The organism is Rhizobium sp. CFBP 8762, from assembly GCF_014841565.1.
In the GTDB taxonomy this organism is placed as follows: domain Bacteria; phylum Pseudomonadota; class Alphaproteobacteria; order Rhizobiales; family Rhizobiaceae; genus CFBP-8762.
In genome coordinates this window covers 54,533-72,907 of record NZ_JACYUD010000003.1, presented here as the reverse complement: position 1 = coordinate 72,907, position 18,375 = coordinate 54,533, and the positions used below count along the sequence as shown (strand labels likewise).

Annotated in this window: 14 protein-coding genes; 10 read left to right on the top strand and 4 right to left on the bottom strand. The window is 54.9% G+C overall.

Annotated elements, in window-relative coordinates; genetic code table 11:
* Nucleotides 1-9 precede the first annotated feature (9 nt).
* Both exbD and exbB read right to left on the bottom strand, forming a co-directional pair.
* Entirely contained in the window at nt 10-441 is a 432-nt protein-coding gene (gene exbD, locus IFT84_RS08890) for a TonB system transport protein ExbD (RefSeq protein WP_192118487.1), read from the bottom strand.
* Between the two features lie 2 nt (nt 442-443).
* Nucleotides 444-1,457, bottom strand: a complete 1,014-nt coding sequence (gene exbB / locus IFT84_RS08885) for a tonB-system energizer ExbB (protein ID WP_192118485.1) — start codon at nt 1,455-1,457, stop codon at nt 444-446.
* A 236-nt stretch (nt 1,458-1,693) separates the two neighbouring features.
* Between exbB and IFT84_RS08880 the strand changes: the two genes are divergently transcribed.
* From IFT84_RS08880 to exoR, 6 genes are all read left to right on the top strand, one after another.
* Nucleotides 1,694-2,362, top strand: a complete 669-nt coding sequence (locus IFT84_RS08880) for a methyltransferase domain-containing protein (protein ID WP_192119123.1) — start codon at nt 1,694-1,696, stop codon at nt 2,360-2,362.
* Nucleotides 2,363-2,650: 288 nt separating this feature from the next.
* Complete coding sequence (locus IFT84_RS08875; RefSeq protein WP_192118484.1) at nt 2,651-4,012, top strand: TolC family outer membrane protein; 1,362 nt, start codon at nt 2,651-2,653, stop codon at nt 4,010-4,012.
* Nucleotides 4,013-4,154: 142 nt separating this feature from the next.
* Complete coding sequence (locus tag IFT84_RS08870; RefSeq protein WP_192118482.1) at nt 4,155-4,874, top strand: PopZ family protein; 720 nt, start codon at nt 4,155-4,157, stop codon at nt 4,872-4,874.
* A gap of 126 nt (nt 4,875-5,000) precedes the next feature.
* Complete coding sequence (locus IFT84_RS08865) at nt 5,001-7,832, top strand: valine--tRNA ligase (RefSeq protein WP_192118480.1); 2,832 nt, start codon at nt 5,001-5,003, stop codon at nt 7,830-7,832.
* Nucleotides 7,833-7,992: 160 nt separating this feature from the next.
* Nucleotides 7,993-9,282, top strand: coding sequence for an OmpP1/FadL family transporter (locus IFT84_RS08860; protein ID WP_192118478.1), 1,290 nt, complete (start codon nt 7,993-7,995; stop codon nt 9,280-9,282).
* Between the two features lie 408 nt (nt 9,283-9,690).
* Nucleotides 9,691-10,494, top strand: a complete 804-nt coding sequence (gene exoR, locus IFT84_RS08855) for an exopolysaccharide production regulator ExoR (protein ID WP_192119121.1) — start codon at nt 9,691-9,693, stop codon at nt 10,492-10,494.
* 20 nt (nt 10,495-10,514) lie between these two features.
* Here the strand turns inward: exoR and xth are convergent, their stop codons facing one another.
* On the bottom strand, nt 10,515-11,297 hold the full coding sequence (gene xth / locus IFT84_RS08850; RefSeq protein ID WP_192119119.1) for an exodeoxyribonuclease III: 783 nt from the start codon (nt 11,295-11,297) through the stop codon (nt 10,515-10,517).
* A gap of 31 nt (nt 11,298-11,328) precedes the next feature.
* Complete coding sequence (erpA, locus tag IFT84_RS08845) at nt 11,329-11,658, bottom strand: iron-sulfur cluster insertion protein ErpA (RefSeq protein WP_192118476.1); 330 nt, start codon at nt 11,656-11,658, stop codon at nt 11,329-11,331.
* A gap of 151 nt (nt 11,659-11,809) precedes the next feature.
* Here erpA and IFT84_RS08840 point away from each other — a divergent pair, with 151 nt between their 5' ends.
* The 4 genes from IFT84_RS08840 (at nt 11,810) to nagZ (ending at nt 18,366) form a co-directional block, all read left to right on the top strand.
* Nucleotides 11,810-13,027 (top strand): deoxyguanosinetriphosphate triphosphohydrolase, encoded by a 1,218-nt coding sequence (locus tag IFT84_RS08840; RefSeq protein ID WP_192118474.1) that lies wholly within the window; start codon nt 11,810-11,812, stop codon nt 13,025-13,027.
* A 54-nt stretch (nt 13,028-13,081) separates the two neighbouring features.
* Complete coding sequence (gene argS, locus IFT84_RS08835; RefSeq protein ID WP_192118472.1) at nt 13,082-14,842, top strand: arginine--tRNA ligase; 1,761 nt, start codon at nt 13,082-13,084, stop codon at nt 14,840-14,842.
* A 1,774-nt stretch (nt 14,843-16,616) separates the two neighbouring features.
* Nucleotides 16,617-17,144: an SPOR domain-containing protein gene (locus tag IFT84_RS21750; protein ID WP_446737584.1), complete on the top strand. Its 528-nt coding sequence runs from the start codon at nt 16,617-16,619 to the stop codon at nt 17,142-17,144.
* Nucleotides 17,145-17,349: 205 nt separating this feature from the next.
* The gene (gene nagZ, locus IFT84_RS08825) at nt 17,350-18,366 is read left to right on the top strand and encodes a beta-N-acetylhexosaminidase (RefSeq protein ID WP_192118468.1); all 1,017 of its coding nucleotides are present in this window, start codon (nt 17,350-17,352) and stop codon (nt 18,364-18,366) included.
* Nucleotides 18,367-18,375: the final 9 nt, after the last annotated feature.

The following is an 18,375-nucleotide window of genomic DNA, read 5'->3' as shown; positions in this document are numbered from 1 at the left end:
TTTACGCCCTCAAAGGGCTGGAGCAGACCCCATATCCAGCCCCACCAATGCGATCTTCGAGTAGCCCGCCTTCTGTAGCATGTTCATGACGCCTGTCAGTTCGCCGTAATCGACGGACTGATCTGCCTTTAAATAAATGCGTGTATCTTTCTTGCCCTCGGTCGCTCGTTCCAGTGATGGTGCAAAAGCCTCTCGGGAAATGGGGTCATTGCCAAGATACAACGTCAAATCAGCCTTCAGCGAAAGCCAGACTGGATTAACTGGCGGTGGGCTAGGTTGTGCGACAGACTGCGGCAGATCAACTTTGACATCGACGGTTGCGAGCGGTGCTGCAACCATAAAAATAATGAGCAGAACCAGGATGACGTCGATAAATGGTGTGACGTTGATCTCGCTGTTTTCTTCAAGATCGTCTCCACCTTCCCGAATTTTTCCGGCCATGGTCAGCCCCTCCGTTTCGCGGCTTCAGCGGAAAGAATCGCAGCAGACGTGCCCGGACGGTGACGTGCTGCCCGGAAGTCAAGATCGCGGCTGACGAGTCGCTCAACAGCCGCGCTGGCGTCCGCAAGATACTGACGGTAGGTGCCGATAGCGCGTGCGAATATGTTGTAGATCACAACAGCGGGAATTGCGGCAACGAGGCCGATGGCGGTTGCAAGCAGCGCCTCGGCAATACCGGGGGCAACCACCGCAAGATTGGTTGTCTGGGACTCGCTGATGCCAATGAAGGAATTCATGATGCCCCACACCGTTCCGAACAAGCCAACGAAAGGCGAGATCGAGCCGATTGTCGCCAGTATCCCTGTACCCTTAGCCATCGATTTGCCGGCAGCAATTTCGATACGGGACAAATGGGACTCAACGCGCTCCTTCACGCCCGAACCATCGGTGTGATCAATGATCGCTTCGGATTTCTCCAGTTCGTTCATGGCTGCCTGCAACATCTTGCGTACCGGGCCGCGAACTGAGCCAAAGGCTTGGACGGCGTCCTGTAGCGATGTTGCGTCAGAAGCGATGCGAACAGCACGTCGAACGCGTTTTCCACCAGTTCCCAACTCGCCGGCCTTGAAAACAAGGATTGCCCAGGTCAGAACGGAGGCCAGAGCCAGACCAATCATGACCGCTTTGACCACGATATCAGCGGCCATGAACATGCCCCATGGGGTCAGGTCATGGGGAACGGTTGCCGATTCAGGTGTGGGGGTTACAGCACCATCAACTTGAGTGGACGGCTGTGTTGGAGTCGCCGGCAGGGACGGTGCCTGCGGCGCAGCAACGGCTGGATCAGGAGCTGCTTGCCCGGCTAGAGGCGCAGTGGGCGCTGATTCCACGGGGGCGGGCTGAATTTGCGGCTCGGTCTGCGCTGGTGGCGTGGACTGGGGCGTAACCTCCTGCGCTGAGAGACCATATGCCGAGGCCAAGGTAAGCGCGGCAGCCAATAATATCCGTCCCGGCATGAGTGTGCCCTTCCAGTGTCAACGTGTGTTGCGCGCTCATTACGACAAAACATCGGCAAATGACAATATTAACTAGACAAATATCATCATGAATCTTTATCTGGCGATGATATGTTTTTTGGCCGGTAGCACCGCTTTGGCTTGAAAGCCTGTATCAGCGGATTTAAGAGATTGCTCAGGACTTCATGAACTTTGGGCCCGCACCACTGGGGCCGGTTTGAACAGGGCATAACATGATTGATTTCAGCGCTCAGCGCACCAAGATGGTCGATAACCAGATCCGCACGACCGATGTGACATCCCATTCCGTTCAAAACGCGTTCTTGAGCGTGCCGCGTGAAGACTTCGTCCCCGTCGCTATGCGACCGCTAGCCTATATCGATAATGATATTGAGGTGCTTGCGGCAACACCTGTCTGTCCGGCCCGCTTCATCATGGAGCCATCGCCTCTGGCGAAGTTGCTGCAACTGGCCGAAGTCGCTGAGACAGACGTGATTCTGGATATCGGATGCGCAACGGGATATACGTCCGCTTTGCTATCGCGCATGGGGTCCTCCGTCGTCGCACTGGAGAGTGATGAGACGCTTGCCGCGCAGGCATCTGAAACTGTTTCAAAGCTGGGATACGATAACGTCGCTGTGGTGCAGGGTGCGCTGGAGCAGGGCTATGCTGCCGAAGCACCCTACGACGTCATCTTCGTTAATGGTGCGGTGGAGGTGCTGCCGACGGCCTTGTTCGACCAACTTCGCGATGGCGGACGACTGGTCGTGGTTGAGGGCCTAGGCAACGCTTCGCAAGCAAAGCTGTACTTGCGGGAAAACGGAATCACTGCCGAGCGTCCCGCGTTCAACACATCAATTAAACCCCTGCCCGGCTTCCGTAAAAATGCCGGATTTGTGTTTTGAGGCTCCTCTTGGTGAGGGAACTCACTATCGGCGATACATCTTTTGATTGAATTGTTGCGCATAAGTAACTCGATTACGCTTTCTTTCAACTTTTCTGTTAAAATCAGGTTCATAGAGGTTGATGAAATGTTAATTTCCAGATCAAAAGTGCGCAATGGGTTGTTGGCCGTGTAGGCTCTCCACCTTCTTCTTATCATTCAGTCGCTGGTGTACGCGGTATGCCGGGGATTGACAGGGCGGTGGTTCGATCCAGTCATTGCCTATATATCGGAGTGTGCGATCTTGTTGATGAGCCGTAAAGCAATTTTCCTCGTAGCACTTTCGCCCCTCGTATGGGCCCTCCCGCAGATGGCATCTGCCGAGACGATTTTCGGGGCCATGTCGAAAGCCTATGAAAACAATCCGGACATCAATGCAGCACGCGCCGGTCTGCGGGTGACCGATGAAGGCGTTACCATTGCCAAGGCCACGGGCAGACCGCAGATTTCTGGTGAAGTCAGTGGAACTCTGCAACGGGTGGATAATGGTCTGGTCGGACGACGCGACTTTCACAGCTCCTCCTCTGGCATTACGATAACCCAGCAGATTTTCGACGGTTTCCAGACGGTCAACAACGTTCGGGCGGCAACCGCTTCGGTGTTCTCGGAACGCGAGAATGTGCGCGCAACGGAAATGCAGATTCTGTTCTCGGCGGCGCAGGCCTATGCCAATATCGCTCGTGACCAGCAACTGGTCAGCATCCGCAAGCAGAACCTTGCTTTCTTGCGTGAGCAGTTGAACGCATCGCAAGCGCGTCTGGATGTGGGTGAGGGCACACGTACAGATGTCAGTCAGGCTCAGGCCGAACTTGCTGCGGCGCAAGCCTTGCTAGTCGGCGCTGTCGCGCAACTGAAAACAAGTGAGGCTGTCTACGTCCAGATCGTCGGTGCGCAGCCGGTTGGCATCAAACAACCCGCACCTGCAAGCCGCGGCCTGCCGAGGTCGCTTGATCAGGCCGTTGCCAGCGGATTGCGGCAGCACCCGTCAATTCTGGCAGCCCAGTATGCTGTCGATTCCGCTGGTTTTGGTGTCAAAGTTGCCGAAGGCGCGGCACTTCCGGGTGTGCGGCTTGAAGGCACATTCGGTCGCACGACCGGAAACAACACCTCGAACGGTGACAACACGTCCGGTGCGATCACGGCACGTCTGTCTGTTCCCATCTATCAGGGTGGCGCGGAATACGGCCGTATTCGTCAGACCAAAGAGCAACTGGGTCAGCAGCGTATTCTCGTGGATCGCGAGCGCGCCTCGGTCCAACAGAACGTTGTTTCCGCTTACGCGCAGATGGAAGCCGCCATTGCGCAAATTTCTGCCAATCGCCAGCAGCTTAGTGCTGCCAATCTTGCGCTGGCAGGCGTTGTAGAGGAGCGCAATGTTGGACAACGCACGACATTGGACGTTTTGATTTCCCAGCAGAATGTTTTGAATGCGCAGGAAAGCCTGGCGGTGTCACAGCGTGATGCGGTGGTTGCCAGCTACTCCTTGTTGGCTGCCATGGGCAATCTGACTGTGGGCAGCCAGAACCTTCAGGTCGCCGAATATCGTTCGGAAAAGCACTTCGAAGCCGTGAAGGACAAGTGGTTCGGCTTGCGGACTGTGGACGGTCGATAGCAGTCTGGCTACGTGACGTTTCTGAAAAAACTGTGCATCATGATGTCAGATCGATTCGGTAGTCTGTTCTGCCGAATGAACTCGTTTAAGGTCTGTCTGGCAGGTGTCGATCTCCGGGTCGAGGAAACGAACAGGAATGACAATGGCTCAGCCAAACGTAGCGCGCGAACCCTCCATGGACGAAATTCTGGCGTCGATCCGGCGGATTATTGAAAGCAATGAGCCGCTATCTCTCGATAGTTTTGAAGACGGTTTTGAAACCAAGTCGGACGTGAACGAAGACGCTTCGGATGCATCCGAGATGGCTGCACCTTATTTGACTGCGGATTTGTCGGCGCAGGACAATCGACCGTCAGCGATCAACGAAAGCGCCCCGTCGCCCCAACCTTTGTCGTTGGCAGATGTGGCTGCGCGCGTTCGCGGCTCCGCCGGTCGCAATACGGTGGCGGACACACAGCCAGTACCTGAAAATGTTATGCCGTTCCGTTTTCAAAACAAAGAGGAAGATAAGTCCGAGGTTGGCGCCGAGATAGGTTCGGAAGCTTTCAGCGAGCCGATGGCAGCGAAAGGCACTGAGAGTGAACCTGAGTTTGCCGTGGAGCCCCACGTAAGCCCCTCCGTCACAGTGTCTGCGCCCGAAGTGGCCGGTATTGTATCACCTCAGGTTGGTCAACAAGTGGCACGCTCGTTTGACGACCTTTCGCAAGCTATTCACGCAACGCCGCGGCGGTCTTTTGATGAGATTGCGCAGGAAATGCTGCGCCCACTCCTGCAGGAATGGCTCGATAACAATCTGCCGACTTTGGTTGAGCGTTTGGTGCGCGAAGAAATTGAGCGTGTCGCCAGAGGTCCCCGTCGGTAGACAAACAGTGCTTTGAAAATAGGCACGGTGCTTCGTCGTAATGCCAAATTGCGTACGAAGTATTTGACTCCGTTGACCGCTTCAGCTTTACAAGCCGTATGTCTTCCCAAATGAGTTTGGCTTCCGATGCTTGAAAAAACCTATGATTCCGCCAGCGTTGAACCTCGAATTGCCCGTAAATGGGAAGAGGGCAACGCCTTTGCAGCAGGCGCGAATGCAGAGCCGGGTGCCGAGACGTTTTCCATTGTTATACCCCCGCCGAATGTTACCGGTTCTCTGCATATGGGACATGCGCTCAACAATACGCTTCAGGACATCATGGTTCGCTTTGAGCGTATGCGGGGCAAGGATGTTCTTTGGCAACCCGGAATGGACCATGCCGGAATCGCAACGCAGATGGTTGTCGAGCGCAAGCTGGCCGAACAGAAGCTGCCCGGACGACGGGAAATCGGCCGAGAGGCTTTCATCGAAAAAGTTTGGGAGTGGAAAGATGAGTCAGGCGGGTTGATCTTCAACCAGCTCAAACGGCTCGGTGCGTCCTGTGACTGGTCGCGTGAGCGCTTCACAATGGACGAGGGACTGTCGGAAGCTGTTCTGGAAGTCTTTGTGTCGCTCTACAAAGAGGGCCTGATTTACAAGGACAAGCGTCTTGTCAACTGGGACCCCAAACTGCTGACGGCCATTTCCGACCTTGAGGTTGAACAGGTCGAAGTTGCCGGCAACCTCTGGCATCTGCGTTATCCGCTCGAAGACGGCGTGAGTTACGAATACCCGATCTCCTTCGATGACGAGGGCAACCCGGTCGAGTTTGAAACTCGCGATTATCTGGTTGTCGCAACCACCAGACCGGAGACGCTGCTGGGCGATTCTGGCGTTGCCGTTCACCCGGATGATATGCGCTATACAGATATCGTCGGAAAGCATGTTATTCTGCCCATTGTTGGCAGGCGTATACCCATTGTTGCCGATGAATATCCAGACCCAACGGCGGGAACCGGTGCGGTAAAGATGACGCCTGCGCACGACTTCAACGATTTCGAAGTCGGCAGGCGCCAGAAGCTCGCCATGATCAATATTCTGACCATTGATGGAAAGATCGAGCTAACCGACAACGACGAATTTCTAGAGGGTTTACAACCGGCACCGGAGCAGCTTGCTCACTGGAACGCGCTAAACGGCCTTGATCGTTTTCAGGCGCGCGAGCGGATTGTTCAAATTCTGGAAGAAGCAGGGCTCGTTGATCGCATCGAACCGCATAAGCATACCGTTCCTCACGGGGACCGGGGTGGTGTGCCGATTGAACCGAGGCTGACCGAACAGTGGTATGTGGATGCAGCCACTCTGGCAAAACCTGCTATCGCTTCGGTGCGTGAGGGACGAACGAAGTTCGTACCGAAAAACTGGGAAAAAACCTACTTCGAATGGATGGAAAACATCCAGCCGTGGTGTGTATCCCGCCAGCTCTGGTGGGGGCACCAGATACCGGCGTGGTACGGCCCGGACGGGCAGGTCTTTGTTGAGAAGTCTGAAGAGGAAGCGCTTCAGGCTGCCATTCAGCACTATTTGTCGCACGAGGGGCCGATGAAGGCCTATGTTGAAAACCTGCTGGAAGACTTCCGTCCGGGCGATATCCTGACGCGTGACGAAGATGTTCTTGATACATGGTTTTCGTCCGCGCTTTGGCCCTTTTCGACACTGGGATGGCCGCACAAAACGCCGGAACTTGACCGCTATTACCAAACGGATGTGCTCGTCACCGGGTTCGACATTATCTTCTTCTGGGTGGCCCGCATGATGATGATGGGCCTGCATCTCATGAAGGATGAGAGTGGCACGCCGATTGAGCCATTCCATACCGTTTACGTTCATGCGCTGGTGCGCGACAAAAACGGTCAGAAAATGTCGAAGTCGAAAGGCAACGTCATCGATCCCTTGAACCTGATCGACGAATACGGTGCGGATGCGCTGCGCTTCACCCTTGCCATCATGGCGGCGCAAGGGCGTGATGTGAAGTTAGACCCTGCGCGAATTGCAGGTTATCGCAACTTCGGAACCAAGCTGTGGAATGCAACACGGTTTGCTGAAATGAATGGTGTCAAGAATGATCCCGCCTTTGTGCCGGAAGCGGTAACGCTCACGGTCAACCGGTGGATCATCACTGAACTCTCACGCACCAGACAAGAAGTCACCGAGGCTATCGAGACCTATCGGTTCAATGAGGCGGCAGGCAGCCTCTATCGCTTTGTATGGAATCAGTTGTGTGACTGGTATCTGGAACTGCTGAAGCCTATTTTCAGCGGCGAGGATGAGGGTGCGCGCGCCGAGTCACAGGCTTGCGTGGCCTACATTCTGGACGAGACCTACAAACTTCTGCATCCCTTCATGCCATTCATGACGGAAGAACTGTGGGATCACACGGGGGATCGCGACAATCTTCTCTGCCTGACCCGCTGGCCGACCTCGACCTACCAGGATGAAACGGCTGCCGGCGAAATCAATTGGTTGATCGATATCGTTTCGGGCATTCGGTCTGTTCGGGCCGAAATGAACGTGCCACCATCTGCTGTCGCGCCTCTTGTGGTCGTGGGTGCCAACCAGCAAATACGAGACCGCTTGCTCAGTCAGGATGCAGCCATTCGGCGGCTTGCACGCGTCGAGTCAATATCGCTTGGCGACGCGGCACCGAAAGGCGCGGCGCAGATTGTCATCGGCGAAGCGACCGCATGCCTGCCGCTCGGGTCTTTGATTGATGTGTCAGCGGAACGCGCGCGCCTCGAAAAGGCCATGACCAAACTCGACGTGGAACGCGCAAAAATTGCGTCGAAACTGTCCAACGAACGATTTGTAGCCAACGCCAAGGCAGAGGTGGTTGAGGCGGAGAAGGAGCGTCTGGCAGAGATCGACGTGCAGATGAGTTCGTTGCAGACCGCATTGTTGCGCGTGGCTGAGGCTGGCTGATACCGCATTTCTGGGAAATAAAACGGAATTGCATGAGGCAAGCCCTACGCAAGCATAATCTTGTGTTAAAGCAGGTAGCATTAGCGAGCTTGCAAGTCCTCGATACTTGTTTGATACTCGTTACCAACGAAAGAGACTGCGGGACGCTGACGGGGGAACTATGACGAAGCTTTCAATGAAGGGGCGCTTGCTGGGGCTCGCTACGCTTTCCACACTCACGTTTGGTGCTGGCGCGAATGCGAGTGGGTTGGAGCGTGGTGGCTACAATATCGATTTGCTGTTTGAGGATTCACCCTATGTAGGAGAAGCATCCTCCAGCTTTGTCATGCCTAATCGACGTCTGAAAAATGTTCGTGACACCGACTCGAGTGTGATCGATCCACGATTGTTTGGTGGCAGAGGTGTGCCGGGTGTCGGCGGTGGTGATCTCAACAATCGCCCACGGACAGCTGATGATAGTGAAAGCTATTGGTCGCCACGGATTGGATTTAAGGCAGGTTTTGGCGATGCCGTCGACTGTATGGTTGATTACTCACAGCCTTGGGGTCTGCATCTGAAACCTGGCGCCAATTGGGCAGGCGCAAACTACAATGTGGAGACCAAGGTTAGCAGTGACAACTATGCGGGAACCTGTTCCTATAAGTTTGACATGGGACCCGGAAAGCTTCGTCTGATTGGCGGTGCTTTCTACCAAAAAATCGATGGGTTCAAAGACCAGCTGTCTCAGGAATATCCGGCCGCATTTCCTCTCACGGGTCTCGGACGTCTGGAACTCGAAGGTGACGGATGGGGCTGGCGCGCAGGTGTAGCTTATGAAATTCCGGAATATGCCATCCGCGCCAGTCTCGTATATAACAGCAAAGTCGATGTGGATCTGACCGGATCCATCGATGCCAGCAACGTCATTCCCATTTCGCTTAGTCCGATTACTGGCGTGCCTCGCTATGGCGTCAGCGGATCGGTATCCATGCCGGACTCTGTTGAACTGAAACTTCAAAGCGGTATCGCGGAAGGATGGTTGGCATTCGGGTCCATCAAATGGACCGATTGGAGCCAGATTTCGGTTCTGAACTTCTGCCCTCCCGTTCTTTCGCCGCTTAGTCCGCGTTGCTCACAGCTCGATCTTCTGTTTCGTGATGGCTTGAGCATCACCGGGGGTGTCGGTCACAAATTTACCGATAAGCTCAGCGGAGCACTCAGCTTGACCTATGACCGCGGTGCAAGCACCGGGATCAATACGCAAAGCGATACATGGTTGCTAGGCACGGGTCTGTCTTATGCCGCTACGGAAAAGGTGGAGCTGCGTTTGGCCGGGGCAGTTGGTATTTTGACCAGTGGGTCTTCTGGTATCGTCACGCGTGGTGGACAGGTATATGGAGACAATGTTTCCTACGACTACGACGACGATGTTGTAACCGCAGTGTCTACAGCAATTAAAGTGAAGTTCTAAGCAACCAGTAGAAATAGTAGCATTCACCGTGAGTGCCACCTCATAATGACCAAGCCCGGGACCAGCCCCGGGCTTTTTGTTTGTGTGAACGCGGAAGATAGAATTTGTGCTGAATCGGCAACACACTTTTTGCTAGAGTCTGATATCAACTTGGCAAGAGGCAAAATGTCTATTTCCCGCCACAAACTGGGCGCAGCGATAGGGCATATATCCCAAGATGAAAGCGCAACCGATATCATGAACTGTGTGGTGAACGAGAGCTTGCTAACAGCCAAAGTTTCAACCGCCATAGCGGGTTTGAAGACGGTCGACCTGCACTCTGTGAAACCGTTAGCGATGTCATTTTTTCGTGCGAATTCAAAGATGAGTCTTGGTTCACTCAAGTGCAAGGTCAAGAGAAAAGCTACTATGCCGCTTGCCATATTCAAACCGTTCAGAGTTTTAGCGTTTGGAATGAGCCTCACATTGTGCGTTGCAGCGTCAGAGCATGCGCTGGCCTTCGATCCGGATGCAGGCGTCAACAGGGAATCGGGTCCTTTTGACCTCTTCAAGTTCGGGTTTTCGGCCTATAAAAATGGCCGGAAGGACGAGGCCGTTGAGGCCTATAAATATGCTGCCGAAAAGGGACACACTGGCTCGCGGTGGGCATTGGCGAACATGTACGCCTATGGCGACGGCGTTGCGGAAAATGATATTGAAGCGTTCAAGATGTATCGTGACATCGCCGAGCAGGGTGTTGAGCCCGGCTCGGAAGATACCGGATATTTTGTGAATGCCCTGATTTCGCTTGCCGGATACTACCGGCGTGGCATTCCGAAAAGCCCGGTGACTGTCGATCTGTCGCAAGCGCGTCAGCTTTATTTTCAGGCGGCTTCGACTTTTGGTGTGGCGGAAGCGCAGTTTCAGTTGGCAAAAATGTTGCTGGCGGGCGAGGGTGGGGCTGTTAACGTGCAGCAGGCCAAGAAATGGCTGAACCGTGCGCGCAAGGGTGGCCATGCAGGTGCTATGGGCGTATTTGGCAATGTCCTGTTTCAGGAGGGGCAGACAGCACGCGGACTGGCCTTTATGACAGCTTCGCTGGACCATTGTGCGCCGAAAGACTGTGTCTGGTTGCAAGCTATGCAAGAACAGGCTTTTTCCGTTGCTACGGAAAATGATCGACGTGCAGCTGTGCAGCTTTCCCAGAACATCGGTCTGAAATCAGCGGAATAAGCGGCCAACTGCTAGTTACTCTACATGTTCAATTCGATAACCGCGGGCACATGATCTGACGGCTTTTCCCAGCCACGTACATATTTTTCAACCGATGCTGATACCAGCTTGTTTGCAGCCTCTGCAGATAAAAGCAGGTGATCGATGCGGATTCCATTGTTCTTCTGCCAGGCACCAGCCTGATAATCCCAGAATGTGTAAAGAGGTGCCGCATCCGAGGACGTGCGAAGCGCATCGGTAAACCCAAGATTGAGCAGCCTTTGATAGGCATCTCTCGTTTGCGGTAGGAAAAGGGCGTCGTTCTTCCAGACTTCGGGATCGAAGCAATCATGGGGCTGCGGTATGACATTGTAGTCACCTGCCAGAATTAAAGGTTCTTCCAGTTTCAGCCGGGTCTGCGCGAGGCTATGCAGTCGCTCCATCCAGCCGAGTTTGTAGGGATATTTTTCGGTATCCACCGGGTTACCGTTCGGAAGATACAGGGAGCAGATGCGCAAGATGCCCTTCTCCGTGCTGAATACACCTTCAATGAACCGCGACTGCACATCGTCGTCATCACCCGGCAGGCCACGGACAACGTCTTCCGGGCTGCGCTTCGACAACAGTGCGACGCCGTTAAATCCTTTCTGTCCGTGGGTCTCGACGTGATACCCAAGCGCCTCGATCTCCAACCGCGGAAAATTCTCGTCCACCGATTTGATTTCTTGAAGACAGACGATATCGGGCTGTGATTCTCGAAGCCACTGGAGAAGAACTTCGATCCGCGCCTTGATACCGTTGATGTTCCAGGTTGCAATTTTCATCATTTTCTTTCTGGAACGTGAGACGTATCAACTAGATGGAAAAGCTGGTTCCGCATCCGCAGCTTGCGACAGCATTCGGATTTTTAATCTGAAATGATTGACCCAACAGGTTATCGATAAAATCAATTTCCGAGCCGCTCATATAGACCAGCGACATTTGATCGATCAAGACTTTGGCATCGCCCTTTTCCAGAATCAGATCATCGTCCTGTACATCGTCGACCAGATCGAACTTATAGGAAAAGCCGGAGCAGCCACCGCCCTCCACAGACACTCGCATCGCCTTGCGAGCGTGTTGTGCAGCGAGAATCGAGCCTATCCGCTTGGCGGCCGATTCGGAAATGGTAACAGTCTCTGTCATGTCAAACTCCTGCCGGGATCAAAGTCCTTCAGAATGGTGCTTTCACTCCTGAACGCATTGTTGGATGAACCGCAAAACGCTTTTCAGGAACGTGCCATATAGGTATGAAGGCTTGCATACCACGTCAATGGCGTTGGGTAATAGGTGAGCAATGACATTCGATAAAAATGCACTGGGTTATGGCGTTGGAGAACGGGCGGTTTTTGCTGCAGACCCTTGGAACAGCCGGGGGAGGCTCTATCCGGAAACGCCAAGCGCAACGCGATCGGATTTCCAACGCGACCGGGACCGAATTGTACACACGACCGCATTCCGTCGTCTAAAGCATAAGACCCAGGTATTTATCGCAGCCGATGGAGATCACTATCGCACCCGCCTGACGCATACGATTGAGGTTGCGCAGATCGCCCGCGCACTTGCGCGCGCGATGCGGCTGGATGAGGATTTGGCCGAGGGCGTGGCACTTGTTCACGATTTTGGACATACGCCGTTTGGACACACAGGCGAGGACGCGCTGGATGACATTTTGCAGCCTTTCGGAGGCTTTGATCACAACGCGCAGTCACTGCGGATCGTCACCAAGCTTGAGCGTCGTTACGCCGAATTCGACGGACTGAACTTGAGTTGGGAGACCTTGGAAGGTCTGGTCAAGCACAATGGTCCCCTGTGCGATGCGAATGGCGTCGGGCTCAAGGGGCCGGTTCCTCAACCCATTCTGGATTATTCGGGTTTCCATGACTTGGAACTGTCGAGCTTTGCCAGTTTGGAGGCTCAAGTCGCAGCGATTGCGGATGATATTGCCTATAACACGCATGATATCGACGACGGTTTACGCTCCGGTTTTCTTAATTTTGCGATGCTGGAGGAAATACCGTTTCTGGCAGGTTTGATGAAACAGGTGACTGATCGTTATCCAGGGCTGGAGGACAGCCGGTTCACGCACGAAATCATGCGTCGCCAGATCACCGCAATGGTGGAAGACGTCATCGGCGTTGCACAGGAACGGCTGGCAGAGATCAAACCCCAAAGCGCAACCGATGTTCGCAATGCGGGCAAGGTTATTGCTACATTTTCTGACGAGATGGCTGTGACGGACAAACAGATCAAGGCCATGCTGTTTGCCAGAATTTATCGACACCCGGACGTCATGCGTATTCGCGCCGATGCGGCGAAGATTGTCGTCGATTTGTTTGATGCATTCATGAGCCAACCAGCGCTGATGCAGGGCCATTACTGGGTTGACCCAATCGATGCCATGAGCGAGGCGGCAAAAGCGCGTCATGTGGGTGATTATCTCGCTGGGATGACGGACACGTACGCGATTACAGTCCACAGGCAGTTGTTTGACCATACTCCTGATTTGCGATAGTCAGCGCCCAACAATAACGCGGAAGCCACCAAGGCAAGCCAGCGGATGGACCCTATGAATCTGTTCACAGACTTTGAAAACAGAATTAAAAATGTTCTGGAAACTCTTGATAGCGTTCAAGAAAAACGCTCTGAACTGGATTTTTGTCGTATTGGCGTGGAGCCTCCACGCGATGCCAGTCATGGCGATGTCGCCACCAACGCGGCCATGGTTCTGGCGAAGCCCCTGGGAACCAATCCGCGTGCACTCGCGGAACAGATCATCGAGAAACTGCGTCAGGATCCGGAAATCGAAGCTGTCTCCGTCGCAGGTCCGGGCTTCATCAATGTGAAGCTAGCCGTTTCCTATTGGCAGCGCATTCTGGCAGATATGATCCGGCAGGGCGATACCTATGGCAAGAGTGCCGTTGGTGCGGGTCGCAAGGTCAACGTTGAGTATGTATCCGCCAATCCCACAGGTCCGATGCATGTGGGCCATTGCCGTGGTGCCGTGGTGGGTGACACCCTGGCAAACCTGCTGAAATTTGCCGGCTTCGATGTTACCAAGGAATACTATATCAACGACGCAGGGTCGCAGATCGATGTGCTCGCGCGGTCGGTATTTCTGCGCTATCGCGAGGTGCTGGGCGAAACAGTCGGTGATATACCGGAGGGGCTCTATCCCGGCGATTACCTGATCCCCGTCGCGACGCAACTGGCCGACGAGTATGGCAGCAGCCTGCGTTTGATGACGGAAAGCAAGTGGCTGCCGATTGTTAAAGACCGCGCCATTCTGGCGATGATGGACATGATCCGCTCCGATCTGGCGGCCTTGAATGTCGTCCACGATGTTTTCTATTCCGAGCGGACCCTGCATGAGAACGGTGCTGTGCCTATCCGCACGGCCATCAATGATCTCACCTTCAAAGGCCACGTCTACAAGGGTGCGCTACCGCCACCAAAAGGGCAGTTGCCGGAGGATTGGGAAGATCGTGAACAAACGTTGTTCCGTTCAACGGAAGTCGGCGATGACATTGATCGGCCCTTAATCAAATCTGACGGTACTTACACGTACTTCGCTGCTGACGTTGCCTATTTCAAAGACAAGTACGACCGTCATTTCGATGAGATGATCTATATTCTCGGCGCTGACCACGGCGGCTATGTCAAACGGCTGGAGGCTGTTGCGCGTGCCGTATCCGACGGTAAGGCAAAGCTGACCGTTCTGCTCTGCCAGCTTGTCAAACTGTACCGGAATGGCGAGCCGGTGAAAATGTCGAAGCGCTCCGGCGACTTCGTTACCCTTCGGGACGTGGTCGATGAGGTCGGTCGTGATTCGGTTCGCTTCATGATGATTTACCGCAAAAGTTCTGAGCCACTGGACTTCGATTTTGCCAAAGTGACGGAGCAATCCAAGGACAATCCGGTCTTTTACGTGCAGTATGCCCACGCCCGCTGCCAGTCAATTTTCCGACAGGCGAAAGACGTGTTTCCTGATTTGGATTTCGGCGCAATTGATTTTTCTGCTGCGGTGGAAGGCTACATCACCGATCCGAACGAACTGCAAGTCATTGCAAAGCTTGCAGAATTTCCAAGGGTTGTTGAAGCGGCGGCATTGGCGCAAGAGCCACACCGTATCGCGTTCTACCTGTATGATTTGGCCAGCACGTTCCACGGACACTGGAATAAAGGCAAGGATTCACCGGAATTACGATTTGTTAACGATAAAACACGAGAATTGAGTATTGCCAGACTCGGGCTGGTGCAAGCTGTAGCTTCCGTATTGAAGGCAGGTCTGTCGATTACCGGCACCGCCGCCCCGGACGAGATGCGATAGCCTGTCACCATTTCCCCACAATACGCTGGCATGAAAACGCTAAGTGGTGTGAGTGGAGAACATGGCAGACAAACAATTCGTTCGAAGCGGGCCGACCGATCATAATCATCTTTCCGATGATGATCCGTTGAGCGAACTTGCCCGCATTGTCGGCTATGATGCTCCGCCCGTGGTGCATCAGCAGCGGCAGCTTCAGGAACTGCATGAGGCCAGACGGCCTCAGGCCGCCGAGTTCGATCTGGAAGACGAACTGATGCGCGCGTTCGATGACTACGACGTGCCGAAGCGCGAGCCGACACGCCCGCAGGCACCGGTTGCCCGTATCCAGGAGCCGACCTTCGAGGACAACAGTTTCCACGCTCCTGTGTTTGCGGACGTCGCTGATACGGCGGCACCTCGGCACGATATCGGCGATGACCTGTTGTCGGAAGTGGAGCAGTATGCGGTTCCCGCCGCAGCGGCGCCAGCACCGGCACCTGCAAAAAAGATCAACTACCCGTTCACGCCTTCGTTTAGCCGGGCAACCCCGGTCGCGGCCGGTGCGGGTGTTGGACAGCGTGCGTTTGCGACGCCGCTGCCACCACGCACCCAGGCACCGGAGCCAGCACCTGTGGCGCCTGCAAGAGTTGAGCCGCCAGCGGCACCGGTGGCACAGGCTCCGGTGGAGCCCGACGTAGAAGTGAGTGATTTTGATCTCGACAATTTCGAGATTGATCTGTCCGAGATGGACATGGAACTCAATGAGGCAGTGGCGTCGGATGCTCCTGTTTTTGAAGAGCCGGAGCCTGTCGCCAAAGCCTATTCGGCGCCGCCCCCCCCAGTGTCAACCCCTGCCGCGCAAGCGTATCAGCCAGCGCGTTTTGAAGCTGATGCGCACGAGGATATCGTAGAAAGTGAATTGCCTTTCGATCCGGCAATGATTGCGGACTCCGAGGAAACTGTGTCGCCGATGGCCGACATGGACGTTCCTCAGCTACCGGCTGTCGAGCAGGATGACCCGCCGACACATGAGCCGGATTACGATTACGACATTGACGCGGAAATTGCGCAGCTCTTTGCCCCGCAGCAGGGTGGCGAGGTGCGGGCCGATGCAGCACCTGCCGCATCCTGGAAAGCGGGAGCGGAACCCAAACGAGCCGGAAAGCCGGAGCAGGATTCCGATGAATTCGAGCGGCTCCTTGAGGAAGATTTCCGCCGCTCGCTGAATACGCCGCGCGCGGCGGAGCCTGCTGTCGATCGCCGACCCATCAGCCCGGATATCGCTGTCACAGACGGGTTTTATGAGGATGACAACCGCCGCTCACCGCTCAAACTTGGCTTGATTGCCGCTGGTGTCCTGGGTGTCGTGGTACTCGGCGGAGCTGGCGTCTACGCCTGGATGGGCAATGATTCAACAACGGCTTCCGGTGCGCCGCAAGTTATTCTGGCGGATAAGGATCCTGTGAAAATCGTACCGACAGAGCCCGGTGGAAAAACCGTGCCCAATCAGGACAAGGCAGTCTATGACCGCGTTGCCGGTACGCAAAGTGCTGATCCGACGCAGTCGGCATTGGTGTCTTCAACGGAAGAGCCGGTGGATGTTGTACAGCGCACTCTGGCGGATGATAGTCTACCGTTGGAAGGCAATGACGAAGCCGATTCTGGCGCTGTGGATGCAGTTTCAGGGGCAGACGCAGCGGCTGGCGATGAGCGGCTTGCCCCGTCTGAAGACGAAGCGAATGCAGGTGGCGGTGAGGAAAGTGCTCCAAGCGTTTCACCGCGCAAAGTTAAAACGATGATCGTCAAGCCGGATGGTACGCTGGTCGCCCGGGAGGTTTCCGCTCCCGAACCGGAAACAGATGTTGCGACCGCTTCTACGACACCGGTCAGCGCAGCAAGCTCAGCTTTGGCAGACGTGGCCAGTGCGGATGTTGGAAATGCCGCACCGGTTCGCACAGTGACAACAGCACCGGTGGAAGCACGGTCCACCCCCGCCGCCACGCCGAAACCACCGGTTGTTGCACCGGTTGAAACCGCCGCAGTTGCGCCGGAACAGCTTGCAACGCCACCAGCGAACCCAGGCGGTTACGTCTTGCAAATTGCATCGCTGCCAAGCGAGGCAGATGCTAAATCATCCTACGCCAACCTCTCCGGTAAATTCGCCGGTATCATTGGCGGGCGCGGCGTGGACATTCGCAAGGCGGATATTGCAGGCAAGGGAACCTACTACCGCGTCCGTATCCCGGCGGGATCACGCAGCGAAGCCAATGCGTTGTGCTCGCGTTACAAAGGTGCTGGTGGGAGCTGCATCGTTACAAAGTAAGCAGAATGATCAAGGAGAAAAGGCGCGGTTTTCCGCGCCTTTTTCATGTGTAGCGTAAGGCATGGCGCGTAAAACTGTGCAGCGGTTTTGCGATGACGGCACGCAACAAACAGAGACTTAAAGCAGGACCAGCGAATCCGAAAGATCGGTACATGCTTTACCGAACGCACTCGCAATTGCTGACCGAGCCGATATGATCAAACCCATGAGCGAATCAAAAGCAGTAATATTCGGGTGCAGCGGCCTGTCCTTGACGGCAGAGGAGAAGGCATTCTACCGGGCCGAAAAACCATGGGGTTTCATTCTGTTCGGGCGCAACATCGGGACGGAGGATCAGATCAGAGCCCTGGTCGCTGAGCTCCGCGATACAATTGACAATCCTGACGCACCTGTTCTGATCGATCAGGAAGGGGGTCGGGTCCAGCGGATCAAGGCGCCGCTGGCGCCTGCATACCCGAACGCCGCGCTGCTGGGTGCTTTGTACAGCCAAGATCGCGAGACCGGACTGCGGGCGGCTTGGCTAATGTCCCGGCTGCACGCCATTGACTTGATGAAATTCGGCATCAATGTTGACTGCCTTCCCGTACTGGACGTTCCCATAGAAGGAAGCCATGACGTCATTGGCAACCGGGCCTATGGCTTTGATCCGCATCTGGTTGCAGCCATGGGGCAGGCAGCCGCCGATGGTTTGAAGGCAGGGGGCGTACTGCCAGTCATGAAACATATTCCCGGTCACGGTCGTGCCTTCGCCGATTCGCATTTGGCGCTACCCACGGTCGATACATCGCTTGATGAACTGATGAGCAGCGACTTTGTGCCATTTCAAGCCCTCAAGCATGAATTGATGGCAATGAGTGCGCATGTTGTCTATTCCGCACTGGATGCAGACCATCCGGCGACGACTTCGGCCAAAATTATTCGGACTGTTATCCGCGAATCGATCGGATTTCAGGGGTTGCTTCTCTCGGACGATGTTTCCATGAATGCGCTTTCGGGAACGATTACCGACCGCACGAAGGCTATTGTTGCGGGCGGTTGTGATATCGTGTTGCATTGTAACGGGATCATGAGCGAAATGGTCGATGTGGCGCGGCATGTGGTTCCGCTTGCTGGCCAGGCGCTACAAAGAGCAACACGTGTCACAATGGCATTCGCTGATGCTGAACCTGCCGACGAGCAAGCATTGCGTGCGGAATTCGCTGCGTTGATACCAACGGCCTGATGATGACAC